The organism is Staphylococcus kloosii, assembly GCF_003019255.1.
Taxonomy (GTDB): Bacteria; Bacillota; Bacilli; order Staphylococcales; family Staphylococcaceae; genus Staphylococcus; species Staphylococcus kloosii.
This window is the reverse complement of the sequence record NZ_CP027846.1, coordinates 2,493,663-2,512,721: the sequence shown is the minus strand read 5'-3', so window position 1 is coordinate 2,512,721 and position 19,059 is coordinate 2,493,663. Positions and strand designations below refer to the sequence as shown.

20 protein-coding genes are annotated in these 19,059 nt (G+C 34.2%); 16 read left to right on the top strand and 4 right to left on the bottom strand.

The features are described from left to right. The first annotated feature begins 85 nt into the window (after window positions 1-85). Window positions 86-550, top strand: a complete 465-nt coding sequence (locus C7J89_RS12535; RefSeq protein WP_061855388.1) for a MarR family transcriptional regulator — start codon at window positions 86-88, stop codon at window positions 548-550. 148 nt (window positions 551-698) lie between these two features. Beyond that, window positions 699-2,102 carry an MDR family MFS transporter gene (locus C7J89_RS12530; RefSeq protein WP_103295066.1) on the top strand — a complete coding sequence of 468 codons (1,404 nt, stop codon included), beginning with the start codon at window positions 699-701 and terminating at the stop codon, window positions 2,100-2,102. Between the two features lie 64 nt (window positions 2,103-2,166). Here C7J89_RS12530 and C7J89_RS12525 read toward each other — a convergent pair whose 3' ends face one another. The 3 genes from C7J89_RS12525 to hemQ form a co-directional block, all read right to left on the bottom strand. Beyond that, window positions 2,167-2,619, bottom strand: a complete 453-nt coding sequence (locus C7J89_RS12525; RefSeq protein WP_061855386.1) for a threonine/serine exporter family protein — start codon at window positions 2,617-2,619, stop codon at window positions 2,167-2,169. Window positions 2,620-2,630: 11 nt separating this feature from the next. Continuing rightward, window positions 2,631-3,404 (bottom strand): threonine/serine exporter family protein, encoded by a 774-nt coding sequence (locus tag C7J89_RS12520; protein WP_103295065.1) that lies wholly within the window; start codon window positions 3,402-3,404, stop codon window positions 2,631-2,633. Between the two features lie 320 nt (window positions 3,405-3,724). Then, complete coding sequence (gene hemQ, locus C7J89_RS12515) at window positions 3,725-4,474, bottom strand: hydrogen peroxide-dependent heme synthase (RefSeq protein ID WP_103295064.1); 750 nt, start codon at window positions 4,472-4,474, stop codon at window positions 3,725-3,727. 167 nt (window positions 4,475-4,641) lie between these two features. Between hemQ and pta the strand changes: the two genes are divergently transcribed. The 5 genes from pta (at window position 4,642) to C7J89_RS12490 (ending at window position 9,913) form a co-directional block, all read left to right on the top strand. Beyond that, window positions 4,642-5,631 carry a phosphate acetyltransferase gene (gene pta / locus C7J89_RS12510; protein ID WP_170066465.1) on the top strand — a complete coding sequence of 330 codons (990 nt, stop codon included), beginning with the start codon at window positions 4,642-4,644 and terminating at the stop codon, window positions 5,629-5,631. Further along, window positions 5,631-6,470 (top strand): lipoate--protein ligase family protein, encoded by an 840-nt coding sequence (locus C7J89_RS12505; RefSeq protein ID WP_061855382.1) that lies wholly within the window; start codon window positions 5,631-5,633, stop codon window positions 6,468-6,470. Before pta ends, C7J89_RS12505 begins: the two co-directional genes overlap by 1 nt. Before the next feature lie 441 nt (window positions 6,471-6,911). Then, on the top strand, window positions 6,912-7,835 hold the full coding sequence (gene mvk, locus C7J89_RS12500; RefSeq protein WP_103295062.1) for a mevalonate kinase: 924 nt from the start codon (window positions 6,912-6,914) through the stop codon (window positions 7,833-7,835). A 5-nt stretch (window positions 7,836-7,840) separates the two neighbouring features. Continuing rightward, a complete protein-coding gene (mvaD, locus tag C7J89_RS12495) occupies window positions 7,841-8,824 on the top strand; it encodes a diphosphomevalonate decarboxylase (protein ID WP_061855380.1) in 984 nt (327 codons plus the stop codon). 12 nt (window positions 8,825-8,836) lie between these two features. Further along, window positions 8,837-9,913, top strand: coding sequence for a phosphomevalonate kinase (locus C7J89_RS12490; protein ID WP_061855379.1), 1,077 nt, complete (start codon window positions 8,837-8,839; stop codon window positions 9,911-9,913). A 71-nt stretch (window positions 9,914-9,984) separates the two neighbouring features. Here the strand turns inward: C7J89_RS12490 and C7J89_RS12485 are convergent, their stop codons facing one another. Further along, complete coding sequence (locus C7J89_RS12485) at window positions 9,985-10,746, bottom strand: MurR/RpiR family transcriptional regulator (RefSeq protein WP_061855378.1); 762 nt, start codon at window positions 10,744-10,746, stop codon at window positions 9,985-9,987. Window positions 10,747-10,968: 222 nt separating this feature from the next. On the opposite strand from C7J89_RS12485, the gene C7J89_RS12480 reads away from it, so the two are divergent. The 9 genes from C7J89_RS12480 to C7J89_RS12440 all read left to right on the top strand — a co-directional run bounded on the left by C7J89_RS12480 (window position 10,969) and on the right by C7J89_RS12440 (window position 19,038). Then, window positions 10,969-12,045 carry a Gfo/Idh/MocA family protein gene (locus C7J89_RS12480; protein WP_061855377.1) on the top strand — a complete coding sequence of 359 codons (1,077 nt, stop codon included), beginning with the start codon at window positions 10,969-10,971 and terminating at the stop codon, window positions 12,043-12,045. Window positions 12,046-12,066: 21 nt separating this feature from the next. After that, a complete protein-coding gene (locus C7J89_RS12475) occupies window positions 12,067-12,798 on the top strand; it encodes a ThuA domain-containing protein (RefSeq protein ID WP_103295061.1) in 732 nt (243 codons plus the stop codon). After that, the gene (locus C7J89_RS12470) at window positions 12,798-13,841 is read left to right on the top strand and encodes a Gfo/Idh/MocA family protein (protein WP_103295060.1); all 1,044 of its coding nucleotides are present in this window, start codon (window positions 12,798-12,800) and stop codon (window positions 13,839-13,841) included. Before C7J89_RS12475 ends, C7J89_RS12470 begins: the two co-directional genes overlap by 1 nt. Window positions 13,842-13,861: 20 nt before the next feature. Next, complete coding sequence (locus C7J89_RS12465) at window positions 13,862-14,830, top strand: sugar phosphate isomerase/epimerase family protein (RefSeq protein ID WP_103295059.1); 969 nt, start codon at window positions 13,862-13,864, stop codon at window positions 14,828-14,830. Between the two features lie 172 nt (window positions 14,831-15,002). Next, on the top strand, window positions 15,003-15,347 hold the full coding sequence (locus tag C7J89_RS12460) for a DUF1450 domain-containing protein (protein ID WP_061855373.1): 345 nt from the start codon (window positions 15,003-15,005) through the stop codon (window positions 15,345-15,347). 112 nt (window positions 15,348-15,459) lie between these two features. Beyond that, window positions 15,460-16,395 carry an aldo/keto reductase gene (locus C7J89_RS12455; protein ID WP_103295058.1) on the top strand — a complete coding sequence of 312 codons (936 nt, stop codon included), beginning with the start codon at window positions 15,460-15,462 and terminating at the stop codon, window positions 16,393-16,395. Between the two features lie 21 nt (window positions 16,396-16,416). Then, window positions 16,417-16,953, top strand: coding sequence for a flavodoxin family protein (locus tag C7J89_RS12450; protein WP_103295057.1), 537 nt, complete (start codon window positions 16,417-16,419; stop codon window positions 16,951-16,953). A gap of 280 nt (window positions 16,954-17,233) precedes the next feature. Further along, window positions 17,234-17,713 (top strand): GNAT family N-acetyltransferase, encoded by a 480-nt coding sequence (locus C7J89_RS12445; RefSeq protein ID WP_103295056.1) that lies wholly within the window; start codon window positions 17,234-17,236, stop codon window positions 17,711-17,713. A gap of 26 nt (window positions 17,714-17,739) precedes the next feature. Continuing rightward, on the top strand, window positions 17,740-19,038 hold the full coding sequence (locus C7J89_RS12440; RefSeq protein WP_061855369.1) for an HD domain-containing protein: 1,299 nt from the start codon (window positions 17,740-17,742) through the stop codon (window positions 19,036-19,038). Window positions 19,039-19,059 lie beyond the last annotated feature (21 nt).

The window sequence follows — 19,059 nt, the reverse complement described above, 5'->3', positions numbered from 1 at the left end:
ATATCACTCTGATATAGCATTTTTTTAAAAAGAAATGTTATGATAGGGCTACAATTGATGTGAATCGTATTTATGAGGTGTAGCAATGAATAAAGAAGAAAAACTCATTACTGAAATGAGATCACTTTATCAAAAAATAGTATGGTTAAATAAGCCACAAATGCAAAAAGAACTTAAAGGGTATACGGCTACTGAAGTTCACTGTGTGCAAGCTATTCAAGAAATAGATAATCCAAATGTCCAAAAGTTATCACGCGAATTATATATGACACGGGGCGCAATTAGTAAATTAATGAAGAAATTATTAGCCAAAGAATTAATAGAAAGTTATCAAAGGGAAGATAACAAAAAAGAAATTTATTACAAGTTAACATCAAAAGGCTATGAAGTTTTTACTATACATGAACGTTTACATGCACAATTTCAGGAAAGAGATCGCCAAGTATTTGACAATATTAAAGATGAGCAATATGATGCAATGTTGTCTTTTATTGAGCAGTACTCTGCGCACCTTGATGAGGAAATTAAACAACAAAGTCATAATAAGTAGACTTAGACGTGAAGAAAATGCTTATTCTACCAGCTAATGTACATGAAATATTAGTTGGTAGTTTTTTATTGTGGATTTTTTGTTGACAAGGAAACAATATAGGTTTATCATTTTGTTTCTAAAGAAACATTATTGAAAGGATGTATTTATGGAACGAGAAGTTCATGATAAAATTCCACAACATATTTTAGTAGCTGCATGGTCTATCGCTTTAGGTGCGATTGCCCCAATGTTAGATTCCACGATGGTAAACATTGCGATAAAACAATTATCAGCTACATTCCATACAACTTTAAGCGTATTACAATGGGGGATTACAGGATATATATTAGCCTTAGCATTAGCTGTACCAATCTCTGGATGGTTGATGAACAAATTTAATGGTAAGCGTGTATTTATCAATGCGGTTATTACTTTTGGTGTTATTTCATTGTGTGTTGGATTAAGTAATTCTGTCTTCTTATTTATAGTCTTTAGAGTCATTCAAGGCTTAAGTGCCGGTATTATTACTACGTTAATGTCAACGTTATTAGTAAAAGTTGCCGGTGAAGCATATTTGGGGCGAGTGATTGCTATCGTGACGACACCCATGATACTAGGTCCGATATTAGGGCCAGTGTTAGGTGGCGTGTTATTACAATTGGCTTCATGGCAATGGTTATTTTTCATTAATGTTATAGTCACAATAATTGCAGTACCGTTGATGATAAAAAATTTACCTCAATTTGAGCCATTTAAGAAGCATCAAAAATTAGACTTTGTAAGTTTGCTTCTTTTAGCCGTGTTTACAGTGTCAGTAATTTATGGTGTTACTTGTGCCTCTCAACATAATAATTTTAATAATATAAGTACGACGCTATTTATGATAATAGGTGCTGTTATGTTGATTGCATATGTCTTTTATGACCGAATAAGTAAAAGACCTACTGTATTGCCGTTAGAACTTTTTAAAACGAGAAATTTCGCTGTATCAAGTGTGGGCTTGTTATTAGCAAACATGGCAATTTTAGGCCCGATGATAATATTGCCATTATTTTTCCAAACGTTTAGACACTATACTGAAATTCAAGTCGCAATAGCATTGATTCCCCAAGGTGTAGGGATGCTAATCACTAGACCATTTATTGGTAAAGCGACAGATAAATATGGCGCGAAACGTGTGTTAATAATTAGTATTATGTTGTCTCTTATAGGTTCGGTGCCGTTAATATTCATTACGGGCCATACACCTATGATATGGATATTAATAACATTATTTATACGTGGGTTATGTGTAGGAGGTATCATGTTACCTTTAACAAGTAATGCTTATAAAGGACTTGAGGAAGAACAATTGCCTGAAGCGGGTGTCGGTGTAAATATAATTGAACAATTAGGTACGACTTTTGGTACTGCTATTATTGCAACAATTGTAGCTAGCTATACGTATCGTATTCATACGTCTGCCAATCATTCGATTGTCGGTTACCACTGGAGTTTCTTATTTGCCACGATTTTATTACTTTGCATCATTATTCCTAGTTGCTTTCTTAAAACGGCATCACAACAATAAAATAGTATCAAGTTGAGGCAAAAAAATTATCGTCTTAGCATTGCACTAAGACGATAGTTTGTATTTATATTTTACGGCGAGTATGTTTCGTACCAGAGATAATTAATTTCCAAAATTGATCGGCAAATAATAAGCCTAAAGCTATAGCGCCGGCTATTAAAGTTACTTCCAACATTGTATCGATAGCCTTACTAAATTGTACTAATACTAAACTTTTTGTAGCATCAAAGGCTAAGCCTCCGGGTACTAGAGGAATGATGCCAGGAATCATAAAAATAATAGCAGGTTCTTTTTTTAAGCGAGCCATTATATGACTCAGTAGGCCTAAAGCTAAACTACCAAAAAAGCTACAGTAAATTTTATGAATTTCTAAGCCTTCGGAGAAGAAAATGTATACCATCCAGCCACTTGCACCTACGATACCAGCAGTATTGTAAAGGCGTTTTGGAACGTCAAAAATAACGCCGAAGAACAATGATGCAGCATAACTAAATATTAAATTTAATATCCAAAACATAAGCAGCTCTCCTAAACTATGATTAAAATTGTACCAACACCTGCACCAATACCAAAGGCGGTAACGAGGGCTTCGAGTGATTTCGTTGTAAACATTAACATATGTCCACCAAATAAATCCTGTATTGCGTTAGTTATTAAGACACCGGGTACGATAGGCATGACGGCGGCGATAATTATGGTTTCAATAGAACCACCTGGAATTAAAGTATTACCTAAAATAGCAAATAGACCGATGACGGTTGCTCCAAAGAATTCGGGTATAAAATGTGCATGCAATTTACGATCTAAAATTTCTACAACGATGTAGCCAAAGGCACCAGCAAATAAAGCTGTAAATACATCTATTAAGTGTCCGCCTTGTAAATATAAAAAGCTAACTGATATCACACTAGCTGCGATAAATTTATAAATTAAATCATGCTGTATACTTTGTTCACTGTATATTTTTTCTAATTCTTTATATGCATCTTCTAAGGATATTTCATTTTTAGCAATTTTTCGGGACACGCCATTTGTACGTGAAATACGAAAGAGGTTAGTGTCACGAGCCTTTATTCTGAATATCCTTGGATTAGATTCATTATGTAACATGAAATTGATTACTGTGTTTGTTACAAAGCTATTGCTTTCTGTGTAACCAAGTGCATTTGCGATACGTGTCATTGTATCTTCTACTCTTGTACCTTCAGCACCTGATTCAAGTAAAATACGGCCAGCAAGTACAACCACATCTTTAATTAGTTTTTCGTTGGAATTTTCAGTTGATTGATTTATAGTTGTCATGTCATCACCAAATATTATTAAATTTCACTAAGGAATTTTTATTGTAACATGGAATACAATTTTTGTTTTTACATTATTAAAATAAAAATATAAAAGCGTTTAAATTGGTGGAAGTTAATTTGAAATACAAAAAAGTTTGCAACAACCTATAATTTAAATGTATAATAATGTTAACCGTTCGTTTGAATTGGTTAACAAAATAAATTGATATTGAGTAGCGACAATATTGACTGAATTTGTTGTAGTGAAAAAGTTCTCCCAAACACACTACAAAAGCGTCTGAACTAATTAGTTCAGACGCTTTTTTTATATTATAAAAATTAAAGTGCGAAGAATGAAGGCAATTGTTCACTTTGAATAATTTGTCCTACATAGAAACTACCAAAGTCACCATAACGAGCTGTAGTTTCATCGAATCTCATTTCATAAACTATTTTTTTGAATTGTAATGGATCGTCAGCAAATAATGTAACGCCCCACTCGTAATCGTCTAATCCAACAGAACCTGTAATGAATTGTTTGATTTTACCAGCGTATTTACGTCCGATTTTACCATGGTTATACATCAACTCTTGGCGTTTCTCAAGAGGTAACATATACCAGTTATAAGTCTCGTTACGACGTTTATCCATAGGATAAAAACAAATATATTCTGATGTTGGTAATTCAGGGAATAATCTAGGTTTAATATGTGGGTTCTCATATGGATCTTCGTCTGATTTACCGGCTAGATAATTGCCTAATTCAATAATTGAAACGTATGAATATGTTGGAATTAAATAGTCTGTTATTTGTAATTTGTTAAACTCATTTTCTACAGCATTTAAATCTTTTAGTTCAGGTCTTAAGACCCAAAGTAAAATGTCAGCTTTCTGACCTGTAATGTTATAAAAAGCATGATCTCCGGCATTATTATTGCGTGCAGATTCATGTTTAGTTAAAAATGATTGCAATTCCTCAACCATCGTTTGACGATCTGTTTCTGGGACTAAGCGTAAAGTTGTCCAATCTATAGCGTAAAATAAATGTAAGCTATACCAACCATCTAAAGTTTCTGGTGCTTGTGGCATTAATATCGCTCCTTTTGTATTAATTAATCTTATCTCAATAAAAATTTTATCATAAAGGAAACGTTATAACATAAGTAAATGATTACAAATTCGTGACATGGAATTATGAACAAAAATAGCGTATAATAGCATTGGAAAATAACTAAACATAAATATTCAAGGAGGCTATTATGTCTTTATTAGATGTATTACAACAAAAACTTTCAGGAAAAAATGTAAGAATCGTCTTACCTGAAGGTGAAGATGAAAGAGTATTAACAGCGGCTGTACAATTACAAGAAAGTGATTTAGTTGCACCAGTTTTACTAGGAAACGAAGCTAATGTGAAAGCTTTAGCAAATGAGAAAAACTTAGATATTTCAAATTTAGAAATTATAGATCCGGCTACAAGTGAATTACGTAGTGAATTAGTTGCTGCTTTTGTAGAACGTCGTAAAGGTAAAGCTACAGAAGAACAAGCACAAGAAATGTTAAACGATGTAAACTATTTCGGAACTATGCTTGTTTATACTGGTAAAGCTGAAGGACTAGTAAGTGGTGCTGCTCACTCTACAGGTGATACTGTACGCCCAGCTTTACAAATCATCAAAACAAAACCAGGTGTGTCTAAAACATCAGGTATCTTCTTTATGATTAAAGATGATAAACAATATATCTTTGGGGATTGTGCAATCAACCCTACATTAGAAGCTCAAGACTTAGCAGAAATTGCAGTAGAAAGTGCTAAATCAGCACAATCATTCGGTATGTCTCCTCGTGTAGCGATGCTAAGTTTCTCAACTAAAGGCTCAGCTAAATCTGACGATGTTGAAAAAGTTTCTACAGCAGTTGAATTAGCCCAACAAAAAATTAAAGAAGACAACTTAACAGACGTAATAGTTGATGGAGAGTTCCAATTTGACGCAGCTATCGTACCAGAAGTAGCTAAGAAAAAAGCGCCAGATGCGCAAATACAAGGCGATGCTAACGTATTTGTATTCCCAAGCTTGGAAGCTGGTAATATCGGTTATAAAATTGCACAACGTTTAGGTGGTTATGATGCAGTAGGACCAGTATTACAAGGTCTTAACTCACCAGTTAACGATTTATCACGTGGTTGTTCAACAGAAGACGTTTATAACCTTTCTATTATTACAGCGGCTCAATCACTACAATAATGGATATAGCAAGTAAATATTTCAATGGCGTTGACTGGCGTTACATTGATCACTCTTCAGGTTTAGAACCGATGCAATCATTTGCATTTGATGACACTTTTTCAGAAAGCGTAGGAAGAGAAGAATCAAGTAACGTCGTACGTACCTGGATTCATCAACACGTCGTTATTTTAGGTATCCATGATTCACGCCTACCTTTTTTAAGTGATGGCATACGTTATTTAACGGAAGAGCAAGGTTATAATGCCATAGTTAGAAACTCTGGCGGGTTAGGTGTCGTTCTAGACCAAGGTATTTTAAATATTTCGTTAATTTTCAAAGGCAAAACAGAAACTACAATTGATGAAGCTTTTAGTGTTATGTACCTACTCGTTGCTAAAATGTTTGAAGACGAAGACGTTGAAATAGAAACACACGAAATTGAGCGTTCTTATTGTCCAGGGAAATTTGATTTAAGTATCAATGGTAAAAAGTTCGCTGGTATATCTCAAAGACGTGTCAGAGGCGGTATAGCAGTTCAAGTGTATTTATGTGTTGAAGGTTCTGGTGCTGAACGTGCACAGATGATGAAAACATTTTACGACAGAGCTAAACAAGGACAAGACACAAAATTCACTTATCCTAATATTGAACCTAATTGTATGGCATCCTTAGCAACATTATTAGACCGAGAAATTACGGTACAAGATGTTATGTTCCAATTGCTTTATGCGTTAAAAGATTTAGGCGGCCGTTTAAATATGGAACCCATCACTGACGTTGAATGGTCTCGCTATGAAGGCTATTTTGATAAAATGATTGCGCGAAATGCAAAGATTAATAATGCTATGGATAACTAATATATAGTACCTGAGGAAAGAAAGTTATTAATTGGTAAAATAGGCCGGTGTGCTAATTTATTAGCGTACCGCCTATTTATTATTGAATTATAAATTTAGACCAAGTAATATATATAAAGTATGTAGATTGTTCCTTTTATTAAAAAATAGTACTCAGATTTTTGAATATATTGCGAATGAGTTCTATAATAAAGTGGTATGATATTAAATTAGTAGCAGGTATTAATTTTTATAACTATAAAGATATGACTTTAGCCCGATAACAGATCAATATAATTGTGAGAGTATAAACTTTAATGTGTGAAATTTTTGTGCCTGAAAGTTCAAATAAATACTAAGATAAATTTAATAATTTCAGTCTGCAGTTTTCTAGAAGATGACAGTTATTAAGTTAAATAAATGAAAATATAAATTATAGAAAAGTCTAAAGGTGATTGATAAATGACACAATATGGTTATGGTGAAGCAAATGGAAAAGTAATATTAATTGGAGAACATGCAGTCACGTTTGGACAACCAGCTATTGCGATTCCATTCACTTCAGGGATTGTTCGTGCAACAATTACATCAAGAGACGCTAATGAAGAATCATATATTTCAAGTGATGTTTATACTGGTAATTTAGCAACTGCACCTGAGCATTTAAAAGCAGTAACTACACGGTTTAAAGAAAAACATAACGTCAAAGAACCTATTAAAGTAACGATTGAAACAAATTTACCACCTTCACGGGGGCTAGGTTCAAGTGCTGCTTTTGCGGTAGCATTTATAAGAGCAAGTTATGACTATTTAGACCAACCATTATCAGATGAATTATTAATTGCTGAAGCAAATTGGTCAGAAAGAATTGCACATGGTAAACCGAGTGGCATTGATACTCAAACTATTGTTTCAAATAAACCGGTATGGTTTAAACAAGGTAATGTCGAAAATTTAAAAGCTTTAACGTTGAACGGATACATGGTTATTGTAGATACTGGCATACAGGGTTCGACGAAAGAATCAGTTGAAGATGTACATAATTTATGTGATTCCGATGATAAATATCTGCAATATATCGAACATATTGGTAAAATGGTTTATGATGCTAGTGACGCGATTAAAGACTCTAATTTTAATAAGTTAGCGACTATTTTTAATTCTTGTCAGGAATGTCTAAGACATTTAACTGTCAGTCATGAAAAAATCGAACTTATTTTATCAGAAAGTAAAAAACAAGGCGCTATAGCTGGTAAATTAACAGGTAGTGGTAGAGGAGGAAGTATGATTCTTCTCGCTGAAGACCTTGAGACTGCTCAAAAAATACAACAAAGTGCCCATGATCTTGGTGCGCATCATACATGGATTGAATATTTAGGAGGGTAAACAACTTGGCTAAAAGTGGTAAAGCGCGCGCGCACACGAATATTGCATTAATTAAATATTGGGGTAAAGCTGATGAACAATTAATTTTACCAATGAATAACAGTTTATCAGTGTCATTAGAACGTTTTTATACAGAAACAAAAGTCACTTTTGATGAAACATATACCGAAGATAAGTTAGTGTTAAACGGTGTCGAAGTAGATGATAAAGAAAGTGCTAAAATCCGTAAGTATATGGATGTGGTACGAGCTAAAAGCAATACCTCAATGTTTGCTTATATAGAAAGTGATAATTATGTGCCAACTGCAGCAGGATTAGCCTCTTCTGCAAGTGCATATGCCGCTTTAGCAGCAGCTTGTAATGAAGCCCTACAACTTAATTATGGTAAACGTGAATTGTCCAAACTTGCTCGTAGAGGTTCAGGATCTGCTTCACGTAGTATTTTCGGTGGTTTTGTGGAATGGGAAAAAGGACATGATGATGATTCATCTTATAGTTTTCCTATTGATGCGAACAATTGGGAAGATGATTTAGCTATGATTTTTGTAGTTATTAATAATAAATCGAAAAAAGTATCTAGTCGTGCGGGTATGTCTTTAACTAGAGATACATCACGCTTTTATCAATATTGGTTAGACCATGTTGATGAAGATATCGCTAATGTGAAGACGGCTATTGCACATAAAGATTTTGTAGGCATGGGTGAAATTATTGAAGCTAACGGCTTACGTATGCATGCGACAAATCTAGGTGCTCAACCGCCATTTTCATATCTTGTTGCGGATAGTTATCAAGCAATGGAAATTGTTCATCAATGTAGGGAGGCAGGCCATCCTTGTTATTTCACTATGGATGCAGGCCCAAATGTTAAAATTTTAGTCGAAAAAACACATAAGCAATACGTAGTAGAGCAATTAGAAAGTTATTTCGGACAAGACAAAATTATAGCAAGTGACATTACGCGTTCTGGAGTAGAAATTATACAATAAGGAAGAGATAAAATGATTCAAGTGAAAGCACCCGGTAAATTATATATCGCTGGAGAATATGCAGTGACAGAACCCGGTTACAAATCTGTATTGATAGCAGTCGATCGTTTCGTAACAGCAACGATTGAAGAAGCGGATATAACGCAAAGTTCTATACATTCAAAAACATTACACCACGAACCAATTACCTTCCAACGTCGAGAAGATAATATAGTTCTATCTGATGTGAATGCGGCAAAACAATTAAAGTACGTCATTACTGCAATAGAAGTATTTGAACAATACGTGCGCAGTAACAATATTAAGTTAAAACATTTCCATCTAACAATAGATAGTAATTTGGACGATGCTTCTGGTCATAAATATGGGCTCGGCTCAAGCGCTGCTGTGCTCGTTTCAATAGTAAAAGCGTTAAATGAATTTTATGACATGCAATTATCAAACCTTTATATTTACAAATTGGCAGTTATTGCCAACATGAAATTACAAAGTTTAAGCTCTTGTGGAGACATTGCAGTAAGTGTTTATACTGGGTGGCTTGCTTACAGTACATTTGATCATGAATGGGTTATGCAACAAATTGAAGATACTTCTGTTAACGAAGTACTCAAGAAAAACTGGCCAGGTTTACACATTGAACCACTTCAAGCGCCAGAAAATATGGAAGTTCTGATAGGATGGACTGGTTCTCCAGCTTCTTCTCATCATTTAGTCAGTGAAGTTAAAAGGCTGAAATCTGACCCTACTTTTTATGGTAAATTTTTAGAACAATCACATGCTTGTGTAGAAAAGTTAATTCATGCATTTAAGACTAATCATATTAAAGGTGTGCAGCAGATGATCCGTCACAATCGTTCGATTATTCAACAGATGGATCGTGAGGCTACTGTTGATATCGAAACACCACATTTAAAAACGTTATGTGATATTGCTGAAGCACACGGTGGTGCCGCGAAGACATCGGGCGCAGGTGGCGGCGACTGTGGTATTACAATAATACGCAGTGACGTTAATAAAAATGCTATATTTGATGAATGGCAACGCAACGATGTACAACCGTTAGAATTTAATATACATCACGGGCAATAAAGGATAGAACCAACACAAATATGTCCCAACTCAGATAAAGTTATCTTTTGAGTTGAGACATAAAGTAAGGTTTAATCCTTATTTTTTTGCGCAATTTTATAGTTGTGATATGTACGAACAATGTAATCAAAAATAACATAATAAGGCGTAAAACTATAATATTGAGTATTATTGAAAAATTGTAGGGGAGTACTGCTAACGTAAATATTAAATTTAGCATTTTGAGCGATAAAATTATCATGTAATGTCGTAATCGAAACATAATTTAGTTGACGGGCTTTTAAAATATGTACGGGTTGCGTTATATTTTGCGTTTCTCCCGATAATGAAATAATAAACATTAAATCATCTTTTGCCATTTGATCAATTGCCATAGCTAATTCATTTTCATCATTAAGTAAAATAACCTTTTTAGAAATTGATAATAGGTGTCGTTGTGCATCACGAGCAACATTTTGTTGTGCCATACCAGTACCGAAAATATAAATTAGAGGGGCAATATCAATAAGTTTATTGAGTGCATCATAATCAAGCATGTCTAAATGTTCAATAGTACGTTGTACATCTTCGATAATTGAATGTGTTTCTTCGACTTGCTTTGTATTTTCTTGTGATTTTAATTTCATATAAAATTTAAAGTCACTATAGCCCTCGAAGCCTAGTTTTTTAACTAATCTATGTATAGTTGAAATAGAAGTATGTGTAAGTTGGCTGAGCTCTTGTATTTTCATAGAGGGTAACTGCGGCATATTGTTATGCATAACGTTAATAATATGCAAGTCATTGTCGTTCAAATCATCGTAATATTGGTTAATCAAATGGTCTAATAACATTTATTTGTCACACCTAGCAATAGAAATTTTTTCATGCTTTGGAAATATATTCTAATATTAATACATAAATTCTAATTACGTCAAAATTATTGGTGAGAAGAACAAATTATATTACGATATAATTATAAAAATTTGAAAATTAAATAAACATATAAAGTAAATCTTTTTTATTTATCATTAAATGTAAACGCTTTCTAATATAGTGTGAGAGGATGAAGCACAATGACATTAAACGTAGGAATTATAGGCTGTGGTGGTATCGCAAACGGTAAACATTTACCGAGTTTAGACAAAATTGAAGCAGTAAAGTTAATTGGTTTTTGTGATATCGAGATAGACAAGGCAGAACTAGCGGCTGACGCATATGGTGTTGAAAACGCGCAAGTATATAAAGATTACACACAGTTATTAGCAAATGATGAAATTGATGTGGTGCATGTATGTACGCCCAATATATCTCACAAAGAGATTACTGTCGCTGCATTAGATGCCGGTAAGCATGTGATGTGCGAAAAACCGATGGCTAAATCTACGTCAGAAGCACAAGAAATGATTGCTGCAGCTGAACGTAATAATAAAAAATTAACAATCGGTTATCAAAATAGATTTCGTTCAGATAGTCAGTATTTACATAAAGTTACGCAACGTGGAGATTTAGGAGATATTTATTTTGGTAAGGCGCAAGCAATTCGTAGAAGAGCTGTACCTACTTGGGGAGTATTTCTTGATGAAGAAAAACAAGGCGGTGGCCCCCTTATAGATATTGGAACACATGCGTTAGATTTAACTTTATGGATGATGAACAATTACGAACCTGAGTCTGTTATGGGTTCAACGTTCCATAAATTAGGAAAAAAAGAAAATGCAGCTAATGCATGGGGATCTTGGAATCCTAAAGACTTTACGGTAGAAGATTCCGCTTTTGGATATATTAAAATGACGAACGGTGCAACGATTATTTTAGAATCAAGTTGGGCGTTAAATACATTAGACGAAGACGAAGCAAAGTGTGCTTTGTCAGGTACTGAAGGTGGCGCCGATATGAAAGATGGTTTGCGTCTAAACGGTGAAGATTTTAGTAAGTTGTATACGACGAAGGTTGAATTAGATAACAAAGGCGTTGCATTTTATGATGGTGAGGAAGAAGATGAAGCGGAAATAGAAGCACAGGCATGGATCGATAGCATCTTAAACGATACCGAACCAGTCGTTAAACCACAGGAAGCAATGGTCGTTACACAAATTTTAGAAGCGATTTATGAATCGGCACGAACAGGTAAAGCAGTTTACTTTAATTAATTCGTAAAGGGGATATGTAGTGTGAACATTACTGTATGGAATGAATTTAGACATGAACAAGAAAATGAACAAGTTAGAGCGGTTTACCCTCAAGGCATACACGAAACAATCGCCAGTTTTTTATCTACAGAACATAATGTTACAACAGCGACACTAGATGAACCAGAACATGGTTTAACCGAAGACGTTTTAGCACAAACAGATGTATTAGTGTGGTGGGGACATAAGGCGCATGACGAAGTAAATGACGATATTGTTGCACGCGTACAACAACGTGTCTTAGACGGTATGGGACTCGTTGTTTTACATTCTGGTCATTTTTCTAAAATTTTCAAAAGTTTAATGGGGACTTCTTGTGACTTGAAATGGAGAGAAGCAGACGAAAAAGAAAGACTTTGGGTTGTAGATCCTGCACATCCAATTGCTTCAAATATACCTTCTTATATCGAATTGGAAAAAGAAGAAATGTATGGTGAACATTTTGATATTCCAGCGCCGGACGAAACAGTATTTATTAGTTGGTTTGAAGGTGGAGAAGTGTTTAGAAGTGGTGCCACATTTAAACGTGGAAATGGGAAAATCTTTTATTTCAGACCCGGACATGAATCTTATCCAACATACTATAATGAGCAAATTCAACAAGTCATTCGTAATGGCGTCAAGTGGGTACAAAACACTCAAACGCCTAAACATCAATATGGTAATGCACAACCATTAGAAGTTATTAAACCAAAACATGGAGATAACGCTTAATGAAAAAATTGAAAATGGGAATTATCGGCGTAGGTGGTATTGCACAAGGTAGACATATACCAACATTCAAAGAATTAGAAGATCAAGTAGAAATTATCGGTGTGCAGGATATTAATAATGAATTAGCACAAACTGTAGCGCATAAATTTGATATTCCTAACGTGTATGAAAGTTACGAGGAAATGTTTGATGACATTGATGCGGTAACAATTTGTACGCCCAATAAATTTCATTGTGACATCACTGTCAGTGCATTAACAGCAGGTGTACATGTGTTTTGCGAAAAACCGATGGCCATGAAAGTAGACGAATGCCAACGAATGGTTCAGGCAGCTAAACAGTCCAATAAGTTATTAGCCATTGGATATCATTATCGATTTACTGATGCTGCAATCAGTTCCAAGTTAGCCGTAGATGACAATATTATTGGTGACGCGCTAGTTATTAGAGTGCAAGCATTACGTCGCAGAAAAGTGCCTGGCTGGGGTGTTTTTACTAATAAGTCATTACAAGGTGGCGGTAGTTTAATTGATTACGGCTGTCACTTTTTAGATTTAGCACTATGGTTACTAGGGGAAGTTCATCCTGTCAATGTCTTAGGCAAAACGTATAACAGATTAAGTAAAATACCTAATCAATTAAACGAGTGGGGCGTCATAAACCATCAAACGTTTGATGTAGATGATCATGTAACGAGTTTTATAACGTTCGATGATGGTTCATCTATGCAATTCGAATGTTCATGGTCGGCAAACATAAAAGAAGACAAAATGCATATTAGTATTTCTGGCGTCGATGGTGGATTAAATGTTTATCCTTTCGAAACTTATGCTCCAAAATATGGCACTTTCGTTACTGAAACAGCAGAAGCTGAACATAATGAACATGTTGCTGCGCGCAGACAAGCACTAAACTTCGTTAATAGTTGTTTAGGCGATGAACAATTAATTGTGCAACCAGAAGAAGCATTAAGAGTGAATGCTATTATTGAAGCGATTTATCAAAGTGATGAACGAGGAGAAGCTATAAATTTGAATAAATAATGTTGTAAGGAGGAAGCATAATGAAAATTGGTGTTTTTACTGTATTGTTTCAAGATAAAGAATTTGAAGAAATGTTAGATCATGTCGCTAAAGCGGGTGTAAAAGCAGTCGAGATTGGCACGGGTGGTAATCCGGGGAATGATTTTTGTGATGTTGACGCATTATTAGAAGATGACAAACTAAGACAACAATTCCGCGACAAAATTCAGCAACGAGGATTGACGATAAGCGCTTTAAGTTGTCATGATAATCCAATTTCACCGAACAAGGCACAGGCGAAACAAGCACAAGAAACATTCAAAAAAACTGTACAGTTAGCCTCGCTATTAGACGTTCCAGTAGTGAATACTTTTTCTGGCGTTGCAGGTTCTGATGAAAAGGCTGAGTATCCTAACTGGCCAGTTACACCATGGCCAACAGAGTATTCTGAAGTGTTGAAATGGCAATGGGAAGAAAAATTAATTCCTTATTGGCAAGAAGCGGCTCAATATGCAAAAGATCATAATGTGAAAATTGGTATTGAATTACATGCCGGATTTTTAGTTCATACGCCTTATACGCTATTAAAACTTAGAGAAGCTACGAACGATGCATTAGGTGCCAATTTAGATCCTAGTCACTTGTGGTGGCAAGGTATTGACCCTATTGCAGCGATAAAAATTTTAGGCAAGGAAAATGCAATTCATCATTTTCATGCGAAAGATACGTATATTGACCAAGAAAATGTGAATATGTATGGTTTAACAGATATGCAACCTTATAGCGAGGTTAAAACACGTGCTTGGACTTTTAGAACGGTAGGCTATGGCCATGCACCAAGTTTATGGGGCAATATGATTAGTGCTCTACGTATGTATGGTTATGATTATGTTGTTAGCATCGAACACGAAGACCCTATCATGTCTATTGAAGAAGGATTTCAAAAAGCAGTGACAAATTTAAATAGTGTAAACATTGAAGAACCTGCACCGGATTTATGGTGGACTTAATAACAATGTTAATGCAATCGACTATCTTAAAATAAAGGTGGTCGATTTATTTATGTTGTGTAAATGCATAATACTCAATTAAAACTTGAAATTATGGTCAAAAAGAGTACAATAAATAAAGTTAAAATCGATAAATTACGAGTGATAAAATTTTTGATAGGAGGTATTGAAGGTGCAAAATAAGTTTTTAATTTGTGATGATTGCCAAGCGGTCAATTGTAAAACGTTAACTAAAAAATTAACAAAATTAGATGAACATGCCGAAATTGAAGTAGGCTGTCAATCTTATTGTGGACCTGGTCGTCGTAAAACTTTTGCCTTCGTCAATAACCGTCCCATCGCTGCATTAACTGAAGATGAACTTATAGAAAAAGTCCAAAAACAATTGGAAAAGCCTCGAGATCCTGAAGAAGAGGAAAGGCTTAGAAAACGTAATGAAGAACGTAAAAGACGTAAAGAAGAACAAGACCGCAAGTTAAAAGAAAAACTTGCACAACGAAAAAATCAAAATAATTAATCGTTGTAACATTAAGTATGTTGCAACGATTTTTTTATGGGCATCTTATTATTGTTCTTGGTTATATTTCGTTAGAATAGGTAATAATACTTCTAAAAGGAGATGTCTATAAATGGTCAACAAAGTTACATTAGGTAAATCAGACGTTAAGGTATTCCCTATAGCACTAGGTACTAATGCTGTGGGTGGTCACAATTTATATAAAGATTTAGATGAAGAGCAAGGTAAGGAAGTTGTGCGTACAGCTATTAGAAATGGCATTAATTTATTAGATACTGCTTATATTTATGGTCCTGAACGTTCAGAAGAACTAGTTGGGGAAGCAGTTAAAGAGTTTCCAAGAGAAGATTTTGCAATTGCTACTAAAGGTGCACATTATTTTGATGACGACAAAAACGTACATTTTTCAAATAAACCTGAATTTTTAAAAGAACAAGCTTTGAAAAGTCTTGAACGCTTACAATTAGACTATATCGATTTATATTATATTCATTTTCCAGATGATGATACGCCTAAAGATGAAGCTGTTGCAGCATTAAAAGAATTAAAAGATGAAGGCAAAATTAAAGCTATTGGCGTTTCAAACTTCACATTAGAGCAATTAAAAGAAGCAAATAAAAATAATGACGTAGATGTTGTGCAACTTGAATATAATTTACTAAATAGAGAGAATGAAGATATATTAAAATATACTGCAGAGAATAATATTACGTTCATTCCATACTTCCCACTAGTTTCTGGGTTACTGGCAGGTAAATATAACGAAAACTCACGATTTGATGATTTAAGAGCTGAAAATCCAGAGTTCCAAGGTGAAAAATTCAAAGAGAATTTAGCTAAAGTAGATAAACTACGTGGTATTGCGGATAATCATAACGTTGATGTCGCTCATGTTGTCTTAGCATATTACTTAACTAAGCCGTCTCTTGATGTTGTTATACCAGGCGCTAAAAAGCCTAATCAAGTTGTAGATAATTTAACAGCCGTAGATGTGAAGTTAACAGATGCCGAAATTAAACAAATCGAAGAATTATTCCCTGTGAAATAAATAAAAACAAAGGAGTATATTATGATTACAGTTTTGTTTGGAGGTAGTAGACCAGAAGGCAATACTGCCCAACTAGCTCGATTTGCATTAGAAGGACATGACTATGAATGGATTGATTTAACGCAATATCAACTTAATCCAGTAAGAGATATGAGACACGAAGAAGGTTCAATTGAAAGTTATCCAGACGATTATCAAAAAATTATCGATAAAGTGTTAGCTAGTGACACAGTAATTTTTGCATCACCAGTATATTGGTATAGTGTATCTGCGTCGATGAAAGCATTTATTGATCACTGGTCTGAAACGATGGTAGATAAACGTTATTCAGATTTTAAAGAACAAATGGCTACGAAAGATTTTAGATTAATATTAGTAGGCGGAGATTTCCCTAAAGTAAAAGCAAAACCATGTATTTCGCAAATGAAATACGCTTTAGAGTTTTTAGGAGGTCAATTAAAAGGTTATATCATAGGTACAGCCGAAAGACCTGGCGATATTACTAAAGATTCATATGCCTTAAATCGCGCTAGAGAATGGCAAGAAACTTTAAAATAAGGTAATGCAAACAACAATCATCATATAAATATGTTATACACTCTCGGTTCAATGATAATGTATGTCACAATTGAGCCGAGTTTTTTATTTGAAAAAATTATCATTGCTAATTTTTTCAAATAAAATGGCACCAATTTCTTAATAACATGATTATACAAACGGTTTTATTTTTACTAATGGACTTTTACAACAATAGTTTAATTGAATATTATATTTTGCATATTAGAATTATGTTATAATAAATACATTATTAGCCTATATCTCATAGGGGGACAACAACATGTATACAGTTAGAAAGGCAACGCCAAATGATGTTTTAGGCATCAGAGATGTCGCAACAAAAGCTTGGTATAACACTTATTTAAACATATACGCAGCTACAACAGTAAATGATTTGTTAGCTGCTTCATATAATGAACAACACTTAAATAAAAGATTACAAGAACAACTTTTCCTCGTTGTCGAAGCGGATAATGAAATTATTGGCTTTGCCAATTTTATTTATGGAAAAGAACTTTATTTATCAGCACATTACGTAACACCAGTTTCACAACATCACGGTTATGGTTCAGAGTTACTAGACCAAGGATTAGCACAATTCAAAGGTCAGTATAACGAAGTTTATCTTGAAGTTGATAATCAAAATGAAGAAGCCGTAAGTTTCTATAAAAATAAAGGATTTGAAATTTTACGCTCTTATAATCATGTTATGTATGGTGAAACGATGAATTTAGCGTTAATGTATAAAACGTTAAATTAACATTGTGAGTGAACAGGAGGACAAATTTGACTTATTCAACATATGCTTCACAACAATTACCAGAAGAAAAAGTATTTAAAGATCCTATTCATAGATATATTCATGTGAAAAATCAAATTATTTGGGATTTGATTAAAACGAAAGAGTTTCAACGCTTGAGAAGAATTAAACAGTTAGGAACCTTATATCTATCATTTCATACTGCAGAGCATAGCCGTTTTGGTCACTCATTAGGTGTATATGAAATCGTACGTCGACTAATAGATGAATCATTTTCTGGTAGAGAGGCGTGGGATGATAAAGATGCGCCTCTAGCTTTGTGTGCAGCGTTGTTGCACGATTTAGGTCATGGTCCGTTTTCTCATAGTTTTGAAAAAATATTTAATACAGACCATGAAGCATTCACTCAAGCTATTATTACAGGTCCAACAGAAGTAAATGAAGTGCTGTCACGTGTTTCACCAACTTTTCCACAAGAAGTGGCAGATGTAATAAATAAAACGCATGACAATAAGTTAGTTATTTCAATGATATCTTCACAAATTGATGCTGATAGAATGGACTATTTACAAAGAGATGCTTATTTTACAGGCGTTTCTTACGGTCAATTTGATATGGAACGTATTTTGAGATTAATGCGTCCATCTAAAGATGAGGTATTAATTAAAGAGAGTGGTATGCACGCTGTAGAAAATTTCATTATGAGTCGTTATCAAATGTATTGGCAAATATACTTCCATCCTGTTAGTAGAGGCGGGGAAGTATTATTAAATAACTGTTTGAAACGCGCTAAACAACTTTACAATGAGGGGTATCAGTTTAAAATGTACCCAACTGACTTTATTCCTTTCTTTGAGGAAACGGTAACTATTGCACAATATGTCGATTTGGATGAAGTGGTAGTGCAATATTATTTAAAAGCCTGGGTAAATGAAGACGACGCCATCTTAAGTGATTTAGCACGTAGATTTATTAATAGAGACTTATTTAAATATATGCCATTTGACGGTTCAATTATTACAATAACGGAACTAACTGATTTATTTGTACAAGCAGGAATAGATCCTAACTATTACTTCGTAAGTGAATCATTCACTGATTTACCATATGATTATGATCGTCCGGGTTCTAACCGCCAACCGATCCATTTGCTTAGAAGAAATGGCACAATTAGAGAAATAAGTAATGAATCCTTGGTCATCTCTAGCATTACTGGAATTAATCGAGAAGACTATAAACTTTATTATCCGAAAGAATTAATTAGCGATGTTACAGACGATAATGTACGTAACGCAATTATAAGTATTTTAAATGAATTGAACTAAAATATTGTTATGTATAACGAG

Coding starts and splice junctions, on each gene's coding strand:
- C7J89_RS12535 (WP_061855388.1), top strand. CDS start 86: ATGAATAAAGAAGAAAAACTCATTACTGAAATGAGATCACTTTATCAA.
- C7J89_RS12530 (WP_103295066.1), top strand. CDS start 699: ATGGAACGAGAAGTTCATGATAAAATTCCACAACATATTTTAGTAGCT.
- C7J89_RS12525 (WP_061855386.1), bottom strand. CDS start 2,619: ATGTTTTGGATATTAAATTTAATATTTAGTTATGCTGCATCATTGTTC.
- C7J89_RS12520 (WP_103295065.1), bottom strand. CDS start 3,404: ATGACAACTATAAATCAATCAACTGAAAATTCCAACGAAAAACTAATT.
- hemQ (WP_103295064.1), bottom strand. CDS start 4,474: ATGCCACAAGCACCAGAAACTTTAGATGGTTGGTATAGCTTACATTTA.
- C7J89_RS12505 (WP_061855382.1), top strand. CDS start 5,631: ATGGATATAGCAAGTAAATATTTCAATGGCGTTGACTGGCGTTACATT.
- mvk (WP_103295062.1), top strand. CDS start 6,912: ATGACACAATATGGTTATGGTGAAGCAAATGGAAAAGTAATATTAATT.
- C7J89_RS12490 (WP_061855379.1), top strand. CDS start 8,837: ATGATTCAAGTGAAAGCACCCGGTAAATTATATATCGCTGGAGAATAT.
- C7J89_RS12485 (WP_061855378.1), bottom strand. CDS start 10,746: ATGTTATTAGACCATTTGATTAACCAATATTACGATGATTTGAACGAC.
- C7J89_RS12480 (WP_061855377.1), top strand. CDS start 10,969: ATGACATTAAACGTAGGAATTATAGGCTGTGGTGGTATCGCAAACGGT.
- C7J89_RS12470 (WP_103295060.1), top strand. CDS start 12,798: ATGAAAAAATTGAAAATGGGAATTATCGGCGTAGGTGGTATTGCACAA.
- C7J89_RS12465 (WP_103295059.1), top strand. CDS start 13,862: ATGAAAATTGGTGTTTTTACTGTATTGTTTCAAGATAAAGAATTTGAA.
- C7J89_RS12455 (WP_103295058.1), top strand. CDS start 15,460: ATGGTCAACAAAGTTACATTAGGTAAATCAGACGTTAAGGTATTCCCT.
- C7J89_RS12450 (WP_103295057.1), top strand. CDS start 16,417: ATGATTACAGTTTTGTTTGGAGGTAGTAGACCAGAAGGCAATACTGCC.
- C7J89_RS12445 (WP_103295056.1), top strand. CDS start 17,234: ATGTATACAGTTAGAAAGGCAACGCCAAATGATGTTTTAGGCATCAGA.